Here is an 18,365-nt window from a genome sequence, read left to right as displayed (position 1 = left end):
AAACACGTTGGTTAATTAATCGTCATGCTTTTTCACGGTAAACGAAAGCAACCGCACACGGCGTTCTATCGTGAGGTTCATTTTTCATTTAGTGGTGAGAATTTCGCGAGGATGCTGACTCTCCGTTTCTCATCTGTCCGCACGCGACACCTGTCCGTATTGCACATCGTCAGCGGGCCGTCATCGATTTGTGAGTAAAACAGGAAAGCTCTGTTTACCGATAACGGCTTCCTCCAGACGCAGGAGTCTTGAATACTCGGTTGCCTCAACAACAGACTCTCGATGCTGTCAGGGGAACACAAGTGAACAAAGGGCTGGTTACTGCCGCGCTGATGGCTTCGGTCGCGTCCGCGGCGCATGCGCAAAGCTCGGTGACGCTGTATGGAATCATCGATGCAGGTCTCATCTACACGAATAACGTCGCAAAAGCCGGCGCGCACGGCCCGCTGTTTCAGGCGACGAGCGGCGAAATCAACGGAAGCCGGTTTGGCGTGCGGGGTTCGGAAGATCTGGGCGGCGGCCTGAAGGCGATCTTCGTTCTCGAAAACGGCTTTAATGTTCAAAACGGAAAACTCGGCCAGGACAATAAGTTTTTCGGACGGCAGGCGTTCGTCGGATTGAGCAGCGAGCGCTTCGGCACGGTCACGCTCGGTCGGCAATATGACTCGAACACGGACTTCGTGCTGCCACTGTCGGCCGTCGCTGGAACGTTTGGCGATACCGGTTTCGCGCATCCGTTCGACAACGACAATCTGAATCACGGCTTCCGGATCAACAACGCGGTGAAGTACGCGAGCCCGGGCTTTGGCGGGTTCAAATTCGGCGGACTGTACGCGTTCTCGAACAATCAGGACTTCGCGCTGAATCGTGCGTATAGCTTTGGCGCGAGCTACAACTATGGCGCGTTCAATATCGGCGCCGGCTATCTGCAAATCAACGGGTCGAACGGCACGAATACCGCCGGCGTCATCGATACGGCCGAGTCACCGTCGAACGGCACCGGCGGTTTTGTACTCGGCTCGGACGTGCAGCGCACGGCGACGGCGGGCATGAACTATACGTACGGCCCCGCGACAGTGGGCTTCGTGTACTCGCATAGCCAATTCCAGGGGACGAAGTCGTTTGGATCGGATAACGGCACGGTCAGATTCGACAACTACGAACTGAACGGCAAATACGCGGTGACCCCTGCGATCACCGTTGGCGCTGCCTACGTGCATACCGACGGGCACGTGACGCAGAGCTCCACATTCGGCGCCGATCCGAAGTGGAATCAGGTCAATCTGCAGGCGGTCTATGCGTTCTCGAAGCGCACGGACGTCTATGTCGAAGCGATGGCCCAACATGTGTCTGGACATAACTTCGTCGCGTTTATCAACAATTCGGGCGGCCCGTCGTCGACGGGCAACCAGATCGTGACCGCAGTCGGCTTGCGTACGCGTTTCTGATCGGCGATGGGCCGCACGGCCGCGGCGTTTGCCGATGCCTGCGCGTGCGGAACATCGGCCGCAAAGCAGCTCGGCGTCGAGGATGGAACGGCGTCACTGAACAATCAGGCGGTTTTTGCCCAGGAGGCAATTCCGGGTGACGCGCGTAGTGTGCGAGTACCGTTGCGGGGATCGCCTTGCCTTTGGCCACGGCACGCGTCACGGCCAGCCGGTGGGCGGCGCGCGCGGACGCGAGGCCTGCGCACGAGTAGCTTCCGCCGCAGAACAACTGCTTTGACGCGCTACGCAAATCCATCACATCCGAATACTTCAGGGTTGCGCGTAACACGCGGGTCGCCAGCAGCAAGTCTGGCGACAGACCCTTGCCACGCAAATCAGGCGCAAGGCTGACAATGTCACAGCCTTCCTGCCTGCGCGCAACGAAGCCGGCGCGGGCACCATCCTTCATTAGCACCGACGTCAAACGAAGGTGAGGAGCGGTCGACTTCAATAGATGCACCGTGAGCCCCGATTCACCCGGCAGTGGCGCAGCCGCAAACGGGTCAATCGAAAACCATTGGACTTCTCTGCTGATGCGCTCGAACGGGTCGAAGTCCGCGAGGCTTGAGCCGTGCGTTCCGAGAAAGTCGTCCAGCGTGACACACCAGGCCTCTGCCACCTCTTTCCAAGAGTACGGCATGATGAATTTCAGGCAGACGTGACTGCCCTTGTCGTCTAAGGGCAAATAGCATAGGCGTCTGCATGTAAACCTGGTACAAAATGACGGCAGCCGGACGCAAAAGAACCGTAATCGCGTTGCTGCGCGTTGGGTCCCGGAATCAAACGGATTTCAGCGTCACTTTCCCGAAATGGTCACTTCATACTCGGGTATCCACCTTACGCTTTCCACTTCGGCTACCTGATTGTTTGTGCGCGGTCTCGGGTCGTAGCGCGCGTCGAGATAGATCGGTGCGTCGGCGCGCAGCGGCAGCACGGTGAGCATCAACGGCTGATGCGGATCGATCTTCACATTGCGTACGCCGATCTGCCAGGGCAAGCCATTGTAGAAGTGGTCGTCGATCAGGTCTGCGCCGCAAAACAGCCGCCCGACATCGCCGGTGTAGCGGATCGACAAGTACGCGTTGCTCAACCCGGGCGCCATCCGCGCCGGTTCGGGCAGATCGATGCGCCACGCGGCCGCGATGCCGAAGGTCTCCGGCGTAGGCTCAACGGCCGCTTTCGCCGCGCCGCCCAGCACGATGGGTGGCATCGTGCGCGCCGCACGCAATGGCGTGACGCCAATGTCGAATGCGACAGGCGGCACGGAGAGCGTGAAGCGCTGGAATAGACCTGTTTGCGGCGCTTGCGCGAGGACATTGGCATCCGCTGCGTCGGGCATGCGCGTAAGCGGCGGGTACACCGCGACATCGAAGGACGCCATGCCAATAGAACGCAATACGAGGCTGCCATCGCGTTCAAACGCGGTCGCGTCGGTCAGGATCAGCCTGCGCTGTGAGGCGAACGGCAGCACGCTTAGCCGCTCGGCGTCCGCGCGCGCCAGCGTGATAAGCGTCATGCGTTTCCCGTCTGAGCATGTGACGATCAACGCGTCGCCGGCAACCGCTCGCACGACGAGCGCACCGTCGACTTCATCGATCGTCAGCGTGGCGGCATCCGCGCTGACGGATGCAACGTCAGTCACGGAGCCGGTTTCGAACGCGAACTCGGGCACAATGCCGTCGCTTGCGGAGAAAACATACGTATTGCCTTCAGGCGTCGACAGTTGCGTGACGGGTTGGACGGTCGCGTAGCGCAATTGCGCGGTGCCGAGAGGCAGTCCGATCGGCCATACGAACGCGCAACCCGGTGCGATGTCGATCGGCTCGGCGGGCAACTCGACCGTGCGCGTCGCAAGCTTGATCGAGAAGCGGATGCCGCGTCGCGCGGGCATCGGATGCTGGCGCACGTGGTTGTTGAAGAACAGGAAAGCGCGATCGCCGTTCGCACGCACCGAAAACCGCGGCGTGTCGAGATCGTCGGCGCCGCGCGGCAAAACGTCGGGCGGGTAGACCGCGCACGTGGCGAGCGCGCTGCCCCATTGCCGCAGAAACAGATGCATCGGCCGCAGTTTGCCGAGCACAGGATGCGCTTCGCCGTTCGCGCCGAACGGCGCCTGAAAATCGTAATTGACGATCGGCACGTCGTTGTAGCCGCCCGTCGCGGTCGATTCCTGTCCACTCAGGTCGCCAGGCGGATTGCGTCCGCCATGCAGCATGTAATACCCGTACAGGTTGACGCCCGAGCCCAGTTGCACGGGCAGCATCGCCGCTATGTCGTCAGGGTCGAGCACCGGCCGGCGCCGGTACATCGTCGGTAGGCCGCCGCCGAACTCCGCGCCGAGAAAGGGGGTCTCGTCCGCTACCGCATCAGCGTCGCCCGGTTCGCTATTGTGAGTTTGCGCGCCGAGATCGCCACCGACGCGGCTCGTGAAGCGCAACGCATAGACTTCGTTGGGCGGTGCTGTCGCGGTTAATGTGCCCCATGGCAAGTCCGGGTAGCCGCCGAATACCGGCGTCACTTCGCCGCGTGGAAACACCGCGTTGTCCCAGCCGGTCACCGTATAGAGCGGTGCGTCGAGTCCGGCGTTGCGAGCGAGGCGCTTGAGCGTCGTGATGTGCGCGGCCCCCTGTTGCGGCCCCGTCAGGTTGTATTCGTTCTCGAGCTGGATGCCGATGATGGGGCCGCCGTCTTTCCACCACAGGCCCGCGAGTTGGGCTGCGATCTGCGCAAAGAAACGCTGCACGTACTGCAGATACAGCGGGTCGTCGCTGCGCGTGGGCACCTGATCGGCAACCCAGTCGGGGACGCCGCCATAGCGGACTTCCGCGTGAACCCATGGGCCGACGCGCACGAACGCAAGCAGTCCGTGCCGCGCACACGCTTGCACGAAACGCCGCAGATCGCGCCGACCGCTCCATTCGAAATGGCCCGCGCGCGGCTCGTGGTGACGCCAGATCACATACGACGAGACGATATCGACACCCGCTGCGTCAACTTTCGCCAGTTGGTCGTCCCAATGCGCGTCGGGGACGCGCGTGTAGTGCAGTTCGCCCATCACGGGCAGCCAGGGCGCGCCGTTACGCGTCAGATAGCGGCTGTTGATGCCGACGGTGTGGCCATCGGGCGACGTGTTCGAGCCCATTTGCACGGTGCCCGTCAGGGGCGCGTCGGCGGGGCGGCTTGCGTCGACCGTCAGCGTCGTCGATGCGTCGTGCGAGGCGCCCGATCTGCTCACAGACGCGGGCGCGCCGGCCGGCATCGCGTCGCGATCCGTTCGGGCGGTCATGCGTCGACCCACGCGCAAACGTCCGCGGTGCCAAGCATGCGCTGACCCAGCACGAACCGGGCGCGATGAGGCGCGGGCGCTTCGATCGCGCTCGCGCCGAAGTTGAACGCGAAGGTGACGTCGCCGCGTCGCCGCATGCGCAGTCCGTGCGGAAGATACGTGACGGGCAGGCCTGCATCGCGCGCCGCGCCTGCCAGTAGCGCGCGGTGCAGTGCCGTATCGAACCACGCACTCGCATAGCGCACGTGATGGCGCGCGACGACCGCCGGCCAGCCGTCGTCAAAGCGCGCAAGTACGTCCAGTCCTTCGCGTGTTTCCAGATGCTCGCGCCAATGCAGCGCGATGCCTGACACGCCCTCGAGTGTCGTGGCGGGTTGCAACGTCGGCCGCAGCGAATCCACTTCGAGCACCTTGAACGGCAGCAGCGTTTGCAGCGCGCCGGGCGGAAGCTCGGCGGGAATCGTGAAATCCGCTGTTTTCGATCCGCTGCGCGGGCCGATGACCCATTGCGCGCCAGACGCTTCGATGGTCTGTACCAGCCGCGCCGGCAGCGTCGCCAGAGCCGGCACGACGACCAGCCGGTAGCCCGACAGATCCGCATCTGCGGGAACGATATCGACGTCGAGCGCCATTTCGCGCAGCGTCCGGTAATACTCGAACGCAAGCGTTTGATAATCGAATGCCTTCGCGTGCCGCTGGATTTCGAACATCCATTGCGTCTCATAGTCGAACACGAGCGCGACTTGAGCACGTGAAGCGGAACCGTGCCGCGCCAGTGAGGACAACGCTTCGGTTTGCGCGATTTCCTGCGCGGCGCGCGCCACCTCGCGGCCACCCGGCGACAACGTGTTGTCCGGCAAATTGAGGCCCGAATGCATCTGCTCCTGCGCGAAGGGCGCCTGCCGCCAACGGAAATACGACACCAGTTCCGCGCCGTGCGCGAGCGCTTCGTATGCCCACAGTCTCACCATGCCCGGCGCCGGAACCGGATTCCACGGCGCCCAGTTCACCGGGCCCGCTTCCTGTTCCATCACCCAGAAGCGACCCCGACCGATCGCACGATAGCGGTCGTGATCGAATGCCGACACATCGGGGTGACCGGTGCGCGCATAGCGCGCCTTGTCGTCTTCGCTCAGCGCGATCACTTCAGTGCGCGCAATCGGATAGCTGTCCCACGTCGCGACGTCGATACTGTTGTCCGACGCAAAGCGGTAGTGATCGAAGGTCGTGAAAAAGCCCATGAAGTTGTGCAGCATGTCCGCGTTCGGCGCATACCGGCGCAGCACGTCGACCTGTTCGCGGTGAAAGCTCGCCACTTCGTCGGACATGAAGCGGCGGAAGTCGAGCAGGTGAATCGGGTTCGCGTCGGTCGGCGTCAGATGCGGCAGCTCGACCGTATCGAACGACGGGTAGGTCATGCTCCAGAACACGGTGCCCCAGCGCGCGTTCAGATTGCCGACGGTTTCGTAGCGGCGTGCGAGCCACGCCTGAAAGCGCGCCCGCGCGGCCCTGGAATAGCTCGGCACGGTTTCATGACAGCCGAGTTCATTATCGGTCTGCCACGCGACGACAGCCGGATGCGCACCGTATCGTTGCGCCATCGCTTCGACGATGCGCAGACAGGCGCGGCGATACGCTTCGCTGCAAATATCGTAGTGACGCCGCGAGCCGGAGTTCCATGTCGTGCCGTCCGCGCGCACCGGCAGCATGTCTGGCATCGAATCGACGAGCCACTTCGGCGGCGCGGCGGTGGGCGTGCCGAGCACGATTTTCAGACCAGCATCGGCGAGCAGATCGATCGCACGATCGAGCCATGTCCAGTCATGGACGCCCGCGCGCGGCTCCATGCGACTCCATGCGAACTCTGCAATGCGGACATGCGTGATGCCGAGTTCGACCATTCTGCGCGCGTCGTCCGCCCACATGGTGTCGGGCCATTGTTCGGGGTAGTAGCAAACACCCAGTTGCATTGTCGTTTTCTCCAGATATCAGGGCGGCGCCGGCGCGTCGCGATCGTGGTGCATGCACACACGCATGCAGGGAGGGGTCAGCCCTTGCTTGCGCCGAACGTCAGACCGGCCACGAACTGTTTTTGCATCGCGAAGAACATCAGCACCGAAGGCAGCGCGGCCAGCACCGAGCCGGCTGCGACGAGATTCCACGCGGTCGTCCATTGCCCTTTAAGCGCGGCGACGCCGACCGTGATCGGCGCCGCGTCATCGCCCTGTGTCAGGCACAGCGCCCAGAAGTAGTCGTTCCACACGAAGGTGAAGACGAGAATGCCGAGCGCCGCGAGTGCAGGGCGGATCAGCGGCAACACGATGCGCGCGTAAATCGTCCATTCGCCGGCGCCTTCGACGCGCGCGGCCTCGATCAGCTCGAATGGCAACTGCTTGATGAAATTGCGCAGAAAAAGCGTGCAGAAGCCCGTCTGAAACGCCACGTGAAAAATGATCAGCGCCCACACGGTGTTGAAGAGCCCGACTTTGAGCGCCATGTCGCGCACCGGGATCATCAGGATCTGGACGGGCACGAAGTTGCCGGCGACGAAGGTGAACAGCACGACGATATTGCCGCGGAACCGATAGGTCGCCAGCGCAAAGCCCGCCATCGACGCGAGCAGCATCGCGCCGAGCACCGACGGCACGGTAATCAGCACGCTATTGGCGAAGTAGTGCAGCATCGGCGTTTGCGTGAGCGCGGTGCCGTAGTTATCGAGCAGAGCGAAGTGTTTCGGCCATGTCCAGTAGTCGCCTTGCACAAGCTCTTCGGACGAACGGATCGACGTGACCAGCACAGCGAGCATCGGCAGCAGCCAGATGAATAGCGCGACCGGCAGTGACGCTTTGTAGATCGTGCGATTCCAGGTTTTCCAGCGTTCGACGGGAAGCGGATACATAGGGGTTGTCCTTGGGCGGGATGCGTGAATCAGCGTTCTTCGCGCAGCATCCGGCGCAGATGGAACACGATGTAGACGAGCATGATCGCGAACAGCACCACGGCAATCGACGCGGAATAGCCTTCGCGGTAGTACTTGATCGCCTGGTCGTACATGTAATAGGCGAGCACGGTCGAACTGTCGAACGGACCGCCGCCGCTCATCACCGCGATCAGATCGAAGCTGCGCAGCGCGCCGATCACGGTCAGCACGATCGCGAGGAAGGTGGCGGGGCGCAGTTGCGGCAGGATCACATGCCACAGCAGCTTGAAACCCTTCGCGCCTTCCATACGCGCGGCCTCGACCACTTCGGGATTGATCGACGTCAGGCCGGTCAGATACAGCACCATGCAGTACGGCGTTTGCGGCCAGAGCGCGGCAAAGACGATGCCGTACGTCACGAGGTGCGCGTCGCCGAGCACCGGAATGCCATGACCGACAATCAGCTTGAGCAGGCCGAAGGTCGGGTCGTAAAACCAGCTGAACACGAGCCCCACGACGACGCCGGACAGCACGAACGGCGCGAAGAAGAGCGACTTCACGATCCGTATGCCTTTCACCTGCTGGTTCAGATACAGCGCAAACAGCAGACCGAGCGGTGGCGCGAGCAGAAAGAACACGAGCCAGATCAGGTTGTTTTTCAGCGCGACATAGAAGGTGCCGCTATGAAACAGTTCGATATAGTTGGCGAGACCGACAAAGGTCTTCGGCGTCATGCCGTCCCAGTTGTAGAAGCTGAGCGCGATGCTGTTGAAGATCGGATAGATCACGCACAGCGCGAACAGCGCACAGCCCGGCAGCAGGAAAAGGAACGCCGCGCGGTTGCGGGCACGCCCCGCTGCGGACGTGCGGCGGCCGCGCGCCACAGGCAGGCGGGCGAGAGTGGTAGACATGACGCAAACCTCGTTCGATACCGTTCGCCTGCGCGAACGGCGGGTGATTCGCGGACGCACCGCAACTGCATTGGCTTTCGCTGTCGCGATGAAGGCGATGCGCCCGGCTGGCGGTTGCGCGTGTCACGTGGACCGCGCAACCGGCAAGGACCTCACTTGTGGTAAATACGCTTGCGGGTCGCTTCGAGATTGGCAAGCAGCGCATCGATCTGCGACGGATCGTTGTAGAACTGCTGCATCGCTTTCATGCCTTCGTCGGCCATTTCCTTCGTCATGTCGCGATCGTAGAACTGCGCGATGCCGCCCGTCGTATTGGCAAGCGTCTGGAAGCCGACCTTCGAAATCGGGTCGTCCGGCTCGGTCGCCTTGCTGTTCGACGGCAATTGACCCCAGCCGCGTGCGAGATCCGCGTTGATGTCAGGCGTTTCCATGAACGCGAGCAGGCGGCGCGCGTCGGCCTTGTTCTTCGCCTTCGCAGGGATCAGCAGCACGTTGACCGGACCGTCTTCCGCGGTCGGCACCTTCGGATCGACGACCGGGAAACGCATGAAGCCGATCTGATCCTTCACGTTAGCCGGAATGCTGGCCGAGAAGAACGTGCCCATCAGCATCATCGCGGCCTTGCCGTTGACGAGGAAAGGCGAGATCGAATCGAGGTCGTACGACAGCGCGTTGTCAATGTAGTAGTGGTTGTCCATCAACGTTTTCCACGTCGTATAAACCTTCTTCACGCGCGGGTCGGTGTACGGCACCTCGCCTGCCATCAGTTTCTGGTGAAACGCGTTGCCGTTGATACGCAGGTCGAGATAATCGAACCATGCGGCAAGCGTCCAGCTATCGCGCGCGGCCACCGCGATCGGCGCCACGCCGCTAGCCTTCAGCTTCTTGCACGCGTCGAGGAATTCGTCCCAGGTCTTGGGCTCTTCCTTGATGCCCGCCTTCTCGAACAGGTCCTTGCGATAGAAAAAGCCATAGGCGTCGTACCCGAGCGGCGCCGCATACTGCTTGCCGTTGTACGTCGAGGCCTCTTTCACCGACGCATACTGCTGGCTCCAGCCGTTCTTCGCCCAGTCGCTCGACAGATCTTCGAGCAGCCCGCGTTTCGCGTAGTAGGCCATGCGCTCGCCGTCGTGCCACGACACGACATCAGGCGGATCGGTCGCGAGCCAGCCGCCCATCTGGACCTTGTACTGTTCTTCGGTGATGTAAGTCACCTTCAGATCGACGTCGGGGTTGGCCTTCTTGAATTTGTCGAACGCGTCCTGCCAGGTCGAGCGCTGATTGCCGCGCGCGGATACGTTGACGTTCAGTTGACCGGCTTGCGCATCAGTCACGACGCCCGACAGCAGCGCCGCGGAGACCGCGAGCGCCGCCATGACGGTGCGCGAGTTCAAGGCGAGCCCGGCAAAGCGGCTCAGGTGCTTGTGGATCATCGTGGTGTCTCCTTAACTACGTTGTTGGCCGGCCGCGTGATGCGGTCGGCGGTCTTCGTGCCTGCCGCGCCGGCTCTATGACCGGCTGCCACGGACGCCATCTCCGGCAGGCGCTGTGCGCGTGATGCTCACGCGGTTTGCAGCACGACAGGCTGCGTTTCGGTTACAACGGTGCGCTCCAACGCGGCGCCTTCGTCATCGAACAGATGGCACGTGTGCGCGGGCAGCCGCAATGCGAGCGGCTCGCCGGGACGGACGGCCACGTCCCCGGGCGCCTTCGCGATCAGCGTGCCGCCCGCGTATTCGACGTGCAGGTAGCTGTGCTCGCCGAGCTGCTCGGTCAGCAGCGACTTGACCGCGAGCGTTTGCGCATCGCCGTCGAGCCGGATGTGTTCGGGACGGATGCCGATCGTGACGGGCTGCCCGTGCTTCAGGCGCGTGCCGTTCACCTGCACACGCAGCGCGGTATCGCTTTGCTTCAATTTCACGTTAACGCCGTCATCGGCGATCGCGTCGACCGCGCCGTCGATAAAGTTCATGCGCGGCGAACCGATGAATCCCGCGACGAATTTCGAGCGCGGGCGGTGATACAGCTCGAGCGGCGCGCCGATCTGCGCGATGCTGCCAAAGCGCTGGGTATCGGCGCCGGCGTGCAGCAGCACGATCTTGTCGGCGAGCGTCATCGCTTCGATCTGGTCATGCGTCACATACACCACGCTTGCCTGTGCAAAGCGCTGATGGAGCCGCGCGATTTCGATACGTGTCTGGCCGCGCAGGGCGGCATCGAGATTGGACAGCGGTTCGTCGAACAGGAACACGCCCGGCTCGCGCACGATCGCGCGGCCGATCGCGACGCGCTGACGCTGACCGCCCGACAGTTCGCGCGGCTTGCGTTCGAGCAGCGCCTCCAGTTGCAGCACGCGCGCGGCTTCGCGAACCTTGCGGTCGATCTCCGCCTTCGGCGTCTTCGCGAGCTTCAAGCCGAACGCCATGTTTTCGTAGACGCTCATATGCGGAAAGAGCGCGTAGCTCTGAAACACCATGGCGACACCGCGCTCGGCGGCAGGCACGCCGTTCATCGACTGGCCAGCGATCGTCACTTCACCTTCAGTCTGATCTTCGAGACCGGCGACGATGCGCAGCAACGTCGATTTGCCGCAACCGGACGGGCCGAGAAACACACAAAACTCGTGTGCGCCAATGTCGAGGTTCAAATCGCGGATCACCGGCGGATTCGCGCCGAACGATTTTTGGATATTCGTCAGGGAAATAGCAGACATGGTGTTTTCCCTGGATTTAAACGCTTAAATCTACGTCGAAAAAAATCGCGCAATCGCTTGCGTGGCACGGATTTAAGCGGTTAAATCCGGATGTGCTCGAAGGCGCGCTCATGTCTGTCTCCTAGGTATTTGCAATCAACGTTATCAAAGCCTGCGAGTGGCACGCAACATCTGATTCGCAGTCTCTCAATGTGGGATTTCGGGTGGCTTTTTACTGGCGGGAAAAGGTATGGCGACACTAAGCGACGTCGCGCGGCGCGCACAGGTTACCGCGGCGACGGTTTCGAACGTCCTTCGCAATCCTGACAAAGTACGCCCGGAAACCGCGTTGCGCGTGATGCGGGCCATCCGCGAACTCGGCTATCGGCCGAATCTGAACGCACGCGCGCTGGCCGAAGGTCGCTCGCCGACGCTTGCGCTGATGTTGTCGAGCATCGCGAACCCGTTCTATCCGGAGTTCGTGCTGGCTGCGGAGCGTGCCGCGCGGCGTGGCGGCTACTTTCTGATGGTCTGCAACACCGATGACGACGCGGAAATCGGCCGCGCGTATCTGACGCAGATTGCGGGCACGCTGGCCGAAGGCGTGCTGGTCCTCAATACGGATATCGCGATCAACGAGCTGTGCGAGTCGGCGGCCGTCGGGGCGCCGATCGTATTGAGCCTGTGGGAACACCCGGAGCGCCTGCCCGCGTTGCCTTGTGTGGCTGTCGATTTCGCGCATGCGGGCGCGCTTGCCGCTCAGCATCTGCTCGAACTGGGGCACCGCGAGATCGGCATGCTGGTGGGCGACGGTTGCGGCGGCTTACAGGATGCACGCGCAACCGGCTTTCGGAGTGTGATGCGCGACGCCGGCCTCGAACCCGATGACGCGGCGGTGCTGGAAATTCCCGACACGATCGACGCGGGCTTCACCGCGTGCATCGAATTGATGGCGCGCGAACCTCAACTGAGCGCGTTGTTCGCGACCAACGATCTGCTTGCGATCGGCGCGTTGCAGGCGCTGGCGACGCTCGGTCGCAAGGTGCCGGACGATGTGTCCGTGATCGGCATCACCGATATTCAGCTGGCGCGCCAGGTTCGGCCGTTGCTGACCACCGTGGCGATCAACACCGAAGCGATCGCCCAGGCGTCGATCGAACTGTTGATCCGCCTGATTCATGAACCGCGAGGCCCAATGCCGCCCGCGGTGACCGCGCCGCTGCCGGTTCTCGTGCGCAGGCAATCGACGGCCCACCGAGGCTGACGGCTTCCTGTCCCCCTGGACTGAACGCTGCCGGTCGCCGCGCTGCGACCGGCGTGCGTCTGCGCGTTTTTCCTCGACCGCGTGTTGTAAGCCGGTCCAGTCGATTTGCTAAAAATCTGACGAATCGTGCCGAGGGGCGGCAGGTGAGGCGTTGCCTTTTCCTCTGACGGCGCGAATCTCCGCTCGCAAGCTTGGCTGGCCGGCGTGCTCACGCAGTCGAGTGTTTCCAAATCTTTCAAATGGTTAACCGACGTGTTTCAGCTACACCGTTACCAGCTAACGATTGCGAACCATTGTCGTTCGTGTAATGATAGCGATTCGCATTAACTTGTAACCGAATCTGACAAACCGAATCTGACAAACAATAACCGACCCGACACGCCGGTCGCCACGCTCAGCACCGACAGGGGTGGTCCCCGCACGCCAATCGCGTGCGTCGGCGGCGCAAAGACGCCGCCGGCTCATAAGAACCAACTGACAACGACAGGGAACCAGGATGTTGAAGACTACGCCTCTCGCGGCGGCCGTCATGGCCATTTTCGCGACGCCTCTTTACGCGCAGACGGCTGCGCCGAATGGGCCTGCGGGCACATCGGTCGCTCAGGCGGCAAGCGGTGCATCGGACGCGAAGAATGCGAACGACGCCGCAGCGGCGGATGGCAGCGCACCCGGCGCGCCCGGCGCAACGCTCCCCGCGGTGAAGGTCACCGGACAGGCCGATACCAGTGGCGACTTCCAGCCGGAAATGTCGAGCGTCGGCGCCAAGGTGCCGGCCGCGCTGCGCGACATTCCGCAAGCGGCGGTCGTCGTACCGAAAGCTGTGCTGCAATCGCAGGCGGCGACATCGTTCACCGACGCATTGCGCAACGTGCCCGGCATCACGATCGCGGCGGCCGAAGGCGGCTCGATCGGCAATAACATCAACCTGCGCGGCTTCACCGCGCGCACGGATATCTATCTTGACGGCTTCCGCGATCGCGGTCAGTACTACCGCGATACGTTCAACCTCGAATCGATCGACGTGCTATACGGGCCGTCTTCGCTCTATTTCGGCCGCGGCTCGACGGGCGGCGTGATCAACCAGGTCAGCAAGCAGCCGACGCTGAAGCCGGTTGCCGACGTGTCGGTGATGGCCGGCACGCATGACCGCTACCGCACCACGGTCGACCTGAATCAGCCGATTACCGATACCTCGGCATTCCGTATCAATGCATTCGGCCAGTCCCTCGGCTCGACGCGTGACGTGATGAAGAGCAAGGACTACGGCGTGGCGCCGGAAGTGAAGTTCGGCATCGGCACGCCGACTGAAATCACGTTGTCCGCGCTGATCCAGCACAACCGCGATCAGCCCGACTACGGCGTGCCGTCGCTGAACGGCCATCCGGCTTCGGTGGTCGGCCCGTCGACCTTCTACGGTTTCACGAACGACCGCACGATCCAGGACGTGCAGACGTTCTCGGCGCGCATCAAGCATCGCTTCAACGACAACGTCACGTTGAGCAACCAGACGCAGTACAGCCACTACAGCACCGACGTGCGCGCGTCGAATCCTGCCGCGGTGCTGACCGGGCCGCTGGCCTCGTCGACGGCGCTCACGAACGGCAACTTCACGACGCTCGATCCATCGCAGCTCTTCGTGAAGATGCAGGGCAAGGATCGTGTGATCAACGATCATTCGATTTACAACACGACCGAGCTCGAAACGAAGTTTGAGACGGGCTTCCTGAAGCACGATCTGTTGACCGGCGTCGACCTGAGTCACGAGACCTATAGCAACCAGTCGTACAACGCGACTACGCCCGGCTTGCCGACGAATACGATCGCGATTGTGCCGCTGCTCGATCCGCCGTATGTACCGACGCCGTCGAACCTGCAGATCACACGCGGCAATCTCGCCGAATCGAGCGCGAACGGCATTGGCATCTATGCGAACGATACGGTGTCGATCGGCCAGCACTGGAAGGTGGTCGGCGGCGTGCGTTGGGACCGCTATGAAGCGTCGATCAACAACACCGTGAATGCGCCGGGCTATGCGGCGCAGACCAATTACTTCACGAGTGTGCGTGGCGGCGTCATCTGGCAGCCGACCGACTGGCAGTCGTACTACGTGTCGTATGGCACATCGTTCGATCCGTCGCTCGAAGCGTTGACGTTGACGAGCGGGCAACAGAACCTGCCGCCCGTGCATAACAAGTCGTATGAAGTCGGCACGAAATGGGATCTGCTCGGCGGCGGACTGTCGGTCACGCAGTCGCTGTTCAACATCGAGCAGACCAATGCACGCACGCAGAATGTCGACGGCACCTATACGCTCGACGGCAATATTCGCGTGCGCGGCTACCAGTTGGGCGTGGCCGGCCGCATCACGAACAAGTGGCAGGTGTTCGGCGGGTATACGTATATGGACGGCGATATTCTCGAAGCGAAGGACGGCACGCAGGGCAACGTCCCGGCGAACACGCCGCGCAACATGCTGACGCTCTGGACGACGTATTCGATCACGCCGCACTGGGAAATCGGCGGCGGTCCGGTCTATACGGGCCCTCGTTTTGCGGCGAACAACAACCTCGTCGAAGTGCCGGGCTACACACGCTGGGACGCGATGGCCGCGTATCACCAGAAGCACTATGACGTGCAGCTGAATCTGATCAACCTGACCAACAAGCATTACTTCGATCAGATCATCCAGTCCGACGGTGGCCGTGCGGTGCCGGCACTGGGCCGCACGTTCCTTGCGACGGTAAACTATCGCTTCTACTGATCGCCGCAGGCGAACCCCACGAACGCCGTGCGCGGGCTCTGCGAAAGAGCCCGCGCGCGGCCACGCAGGAAGCGTTAAACGATGATTGTCTCGATTCCCGACGTACTGAGTCCCGCCGACGCCGCCGCGATGCGCGCGCAGCTCGAAGCGGCAACCGATTCCTGGGTGCACGGCCGCGCGACCGCCGGCTATCAGGGTGCGCCCGTCAAACACAATCAGCAGATCGACGAAGGGTCGCCGATCGCGCTCGAAATGGGCGACCGGATCGTCGCGTCGCTCGAGCGCAATCAGCTGTTCATTAGCGCGGTCTTGCCGAACAAGGTGTATCCGCCGCTCTTCAATCGCTATGAAGGCGGCATGCATTTCGGCGCGCACGTCGACGGCGCAATCCGGCTGGTGCCGGGCAGCGGCCGACGCGTGCGCACCGATGTGTCGATTACGCTCTTTCTCACGCCGCCGGACGAATACGACGGCGGCGAATTGCTGATCGAAGACACGTTCGGCGTGCAGGAAGTGAAGCTGCCGGCCGGCCACGCGATCATCTATCCGGGCACGAGTCTGCATCAGGTGCGTCCGGTCACGCGCGGCGCGCGTGTGTCGAGCTTCTTCTGGGCGCAAAGCCTCGTACGCGACGACACGCAGCGCGCACTGCTGTTCGATATGGACAATGCGATCCAGCGCCTGAATGCGTCGAACGGCGACGAAGCGGCGCGACGCACGCTGGTGGGTTGTTATCACAACCTGTTGCGGATGTGGAGCGACACCTGATTCCACGCGGACCGGCCGACGCTGGCGAGCGTCGTCGAAGGTTAGCGCGTAACCGGTCAAACCGCACAGCGCGGTCCACCTGCACAGTGTGGTCCCCCTACACAGCGTCGGCTTCGCGGTATAGACTTACGGCTCACAAACAAACGAACGTAGAGCAGGAAATCGTACGCCCCATCGTCGATTCATTCGCTCGCTGCGTTCCGATAAAAGACTCCTGCCTGTTTTTCCGCTCCCTCTCATCGCAGCTTATCGGTTACCGGGTAACCGAATTGAAATGCGGCCTGAATAGCGTCCTTATAATTCGAGGCCTTTGAGGTCCTCGTTTGCGTAGTCTCACGACGCCAATTGCTTGCCGCCGCGCACACGTTTGCGTCCGGCAAGTTGCTGCTCAACTGCTGACGCAAACGCGTTAGCCCGCTGAGCCCGGCGTTTAGAAACCGGGCCGGCGGGCCATTCCATCAGGAATGAAACGACAGCTGCGGCATCACTAACCACACGACTATGCGATCGAGATACATCGGGGTGTTATGGGTATTCGCTGTCTGCATGTCCACGCAGGCGGCCTATGCGGCCGCGGCCGTTGCGCTGACGCGGTCGGCGGCGATGGCGTCAGCCGGTCACGGCGACCGGGCGTTTTCGGGTAGTGATTGCGCGGGGCCCGCCGTGGTGCGTTTGCCTGCGCCGCTTGGCGGCATGGGGATGAACCAGACGCTCAACACCGATACGCGCGTGGCCTGTCGTTTTACACACGTGACAAGCAAGGCCGATGGCGGCGGGCAGACGTCGACGTCAACCGACTCCACCGCGCAGCCATCCGCGGCCGGCGGCATCGTATCCGATACAAGCGTCGCGCCGAATCAGGATGTTTTGCCGGCAAGCGGGATGATGGGCGCGTCGTTCGTGCAGCCATCGACGCCGCACTTGTCGACCACGCCCCCCGATGACACCCAGTCGAGTACTCAACCCGTTAGCCGCGACGCGGATACTCCAGGTCCCGCGCTGCAATGGGGATTGCTGATCCGGGTCGGCATTGCGATTCTGCTTGGCGCCGCGTTGCTGGGCGCGCTTATCGCCGGCTTCCTGATCGCCCGCGCCCGGTGGTTCAGTCCGCGCGCGACGCTGGCGCGCGCCGCGCGGCGCGGGCTGCGGCGCAATGAATTTCATCTCGAGTATCAGCCCGTTTTCTTCACGCGCACACAAAAGTGCGTGGGACTCGAAGTGATGCTGCGCTGGCGCAATTCCGTTCACGGGATACGCGGCGCGGACTGGTATATGGATCAACTCGATCGCAGCCCGATCGCCGAGCGCATCCTCAACTACGTGTTCGAGACGGCAGCGACCGAGCTCGAAGGGCTGAACCAGAGCGAATCACTGTATCTGATCATCGACGTGCCCGCTTCAATGCTCGAATCGGCTGACTCGATCGCAAAACTGGTCAGGATGGCAGAACGATTGGCGAAGGCGAGTCACGTGGTGCTGCAATTGCCGATCGACGATGTGACCGAAGTGCTGTCCGCGGTTGCGAAGGTGCGCAACGACAAGATTCGCGTCGGGGTATCGCATGTGCGTTCGGCGTCGCAGAAGCTCGAATCGGTGGCGCGGGCCGGCTGCGAATTCGTGAAGGTCGATCGCGACGTGATGGGACTGGAAGAAGGCGCACGCGCGCACCAGTTGCAGGAGCTGGCGAGCGCGGGGCGACGGTTGAATATGGCGGTGGTCGTCGATGGCGTGGAAGGCGTCAGTCAGTTCCATGCGGTCGGGCGCGCGCATATCGACCTCGCACAAGGCTTCTATCTGGGCAAGGCGATTTCCGCCTCCCGGTTCTCGACGTTCTTCGACGACCAGATGCGCCACCGCAAAGAGGAGCTTCCGCCGAGGTTCATGCACGCATTCCAGTCTCATTGAACCGTTTATTCGTATGGTGGTTGAAAGAATATCGGTTCATATGATCTGCGATTGCATAAAGATCGGCATCGGAAGTTCGGTCCCTACACGCGAAGCGAAGACTCGTTACGCGAATCCGTAGAGCCATTGGCACCTCGCCGAAAAGCTTCGCCAATCGACGCAGAGCCGCTCTGGAAGCGGCTTTGCCGTAACAGTGCAGCGCGTTCCGGTCGGAGCGGTTACCGCATAACGTTGCCCAACCCTAAATGCCGCTTGAGTTGCGGCCGATATCCATTGAAGCGCGACTGGGCATCCAGAAGGAACGGATTCAAACGGAACGACCGTGGAATTGACGCAATGGGACTATCTAACTCCGAAAAGCAGCGAAGGTA

At 62.2% G+C, this 18,365-nt stretch carries 11 protein-coding genes; 5 read left to right on the top strand and 6 right to left on the bottom strand.

Annotation, left to right across the window (positions count from 1 at the left end):
• The first annotated feature begins 332 nt into the window (after nt 1–332).
• A complete protein-coding gene (locus tag HV796_RS05315; protein ID WP_175225550.1) occupies nt 333–1,448 on the top strand; it encodes a porin in 1,116 nt (371 codons plus the stop codon).
• An 835-nt stretch (nt 1,449–2,283) separates the two neighbouring features.
• On the opposite strand, the gene HV796_RS05310 is transcribed toward HV796_RS05315, so the two are convergent.
• From HV796_RS05310 to HV796_RS05285, 6 genes are all read right to left on the bottom strand, one after another.
• Complete coding sequence (locus HV796_RS05310) at nt 2,284–4,773, bottom strand: beta-galactosidase (protein WP_246355707.1); 2,490 nt, start codon at nt 4,771–4,773, stop codon at nt 2,284–2,286.
• Complete coding sequence (locus HV796_RS05305) at nt 4,770–6,743, bottom strand: beta-galactosidase (protein ID WP_175225412.1); 1,974 nt, start codon at nt 6,741–6,743, stop codon at nt 4,770–4,772. The genes HV796_RS05310 and HV796_RS05305 overlap by 4 nt, the downstream gene beginning before the upstream one ends.
• 77 nt (nt 6,744–6,820) lie before the next feature.
• On the bottom strand, nt 6,821–7,672 hold the full coding sequence (locus HV796_RS05300; protein ID WP_175225411.1) for a carbohydrate ABC transporter permease: 852 nt from the start codon (nt 7,670–7,672) through the stop codon (nt 6,821–6,823).
• Between the two features lie 29 nt (nt 7,673–7,701).
• The gene (locus tag HV796_RS05295; protein ID WP_175225410.1) at nt 7,702–8,604 is read right to left on the bottom strand and encodes a carbohydrate ABC transporter permease; all 903 of its coding nucleotides are present in this window, start codon (nt 8,602–8,604) and stop codon (nt 7,702–7,704) included.
• A 152-nt stretch (nt 8,605–8,756) separates the two neighbouring features.
• The gene (locus HV796_RS05290) at nt 8,757–10,037 is read right to left on the bottom strand and encodes an ABC transporter substrate-binding protein (RefSeq protein ID WP_175225409.1); all 1,281 of its coding nucleotides are present in this window, start codon (nt 10,035–10,037) and stop codon (nt 8,757–8,759) included.
• A gap of 128 nt (nt 10,038–10,165) precedes the next feature.
• A complete protein-coding gene (locus tag HV796_RS05285) occupies nt 10,166–11,317 on the bottom strand; it encodes an ABC transporter ATP-binding protein (RefSeq protein ID WP_175225408.1) in 1,152 nt (383 codons plus the stop codon).
• A 229-nt stretch (nt 11,318–11,546) separates the two neighbouring features.
• On the opposite strand from HV796_RS05285, the gene HV796_RS05280 reads away from it, so the two are divergent.
• From HV796_RS05280 to HV796_RS05265, 4 genes are all read left to right on the top strand, one after another.
• On the top strand, nt 11,547–12,560 hold the full coding sequence (locus HV796_RS05280) for a LacI family DNA-binding transcriptional regulator (RefSeq protein WP_175225407.1): 1,014 nt from the start codon (nt 11,547–11,549) through the stop codon (nt 12,558–12,560).
• 496 nt (nt 12,561–13,056) lie between these two features.
• Entirely contained in the window at nt 13,057–15,321 is a 2,265-nt protein-coding gene (locus HV796_RS05275) for a TonB-dependent receptor (RefSeq protein WP_175225406.1), read from the top strand.
• 81 nt (nt 15,322–15,402) lie between these two features.
• Complete coding sequence (locus tag HV796_RS05270; RefSeq protein WP_175225405.1) at nt 15,403–16,089, top strand: Fe2+-dependent dioxygenase; 687 nt, start codon at nt 15,403–15,405, stop codon at nt 16,087–16,089.
• 546 nt (nt 16,090–16,635) lie between these two features.
• Nucleotides 16,636–17,994, top strand: a complete 1,359-nt coding sequence (locus tag HV796_RS05265; protein WP_175225404.1) for an EAL domain-containing protein — start codon at nt 16,636–16,638, stop codon at nt 17,992–17,994.
• Nucleotides 17,995–18,365: the final 371 nt, after the last annotated feature.

This window comes from Paraburkholderia humisilvae, assembly GCF_902859855.1.
Taxonomy (GTDB): domain Bacteria; phylum Pseudomonadota; class Gammaproteobacteria; order Burkholderiales; family Burkholderiaceae; genus Paraburkholderia; species Paraburkholderia humisilvae.
The sequence above is the reverse complement of the archived record's forward strand: the minus strand, read 5'-3'. Positions and strand labels throughout refer to the sequence as shown.

Bases quoted from the DNA above. Each gene is read 5' to 3' on its own strand.
- HV796_RS05310 (WP_246355707.1), bottom strand. From the start codon at position 4,773: ATGACCGCCCGAACGGATCGCGACGCGATGCCGGCCGGCGCGCCCGCG.
- HV796_RS05270 (WP_175225405.1), top strand. From the start codon at position 15,403: ATGATTGTCTCGATTCCCGACGTACTGAGTCCCGCCGACGCCGCCGCG.
- HV796_RS05315 (WP_175225550.1), top strand. From the start codon at position 333: ATGGCTTCGGTCGCGTCCGCGGCGCATGCGCAAAGCTCGGTGACGCTG.
- HV796_RS05305 (WP_175225412.1), bottom strand. From the start codon at position 6,743: ATGCAACTGGGTGTTTGCTACTACCCCGAACAATGGCCCGACACCATG.
- HV796_RS05280 (WP_175225407.1), top strand. From the start codon at position 11,547: ATGGCGACACTAAGCGACGTCGCGCGGCGCGCACAGGTTACCGCGGCG.
- HV796_RS05275 (WP_175225406.1), top strand. From the start codon at position 13,057: ATGTTGAAGACTACGCCTCTCGCGGCGGCCGTCATGGCCATTTTCGCG.
- HV796_RS05285 (WP_175225408.1), bottom strand. From the start codon at position 11,317: ATGTCTGCTATTTCCCTGACGAATATCCAAAAATCGTTCGGCGCGAAT.
- HV796_RS05265 (WP_175225404.1), top strand. From the start codon at position 16,636: ATGTCCACGCAGGCGGCCTATGCGGCCGCGGCCGTTGCGCTGACGCGG.
- HV796_RS05290 (WP_175225409.1), bottom strand. From the start codon at position 10,037: ATGATCCACAAGCACCTGAGCCGCTTTGCCGGGCTCGCCTTGAACTCG.
- HV796_RS05300 (WP_175225411.1), bottom strand. From the start codon at position 7,672: ATGTATCCGCTTCCCGTCGAACGCTGGAAAACCTGGAATCGCACGATC.
- HV796_RS05295 (WP_175225410.1), bottom strand. From the start codon at position 8,604: ATGTCTACCACTCTCGCCCGCCTGCCTGTGGCGCGCGGCCGCCGCACG.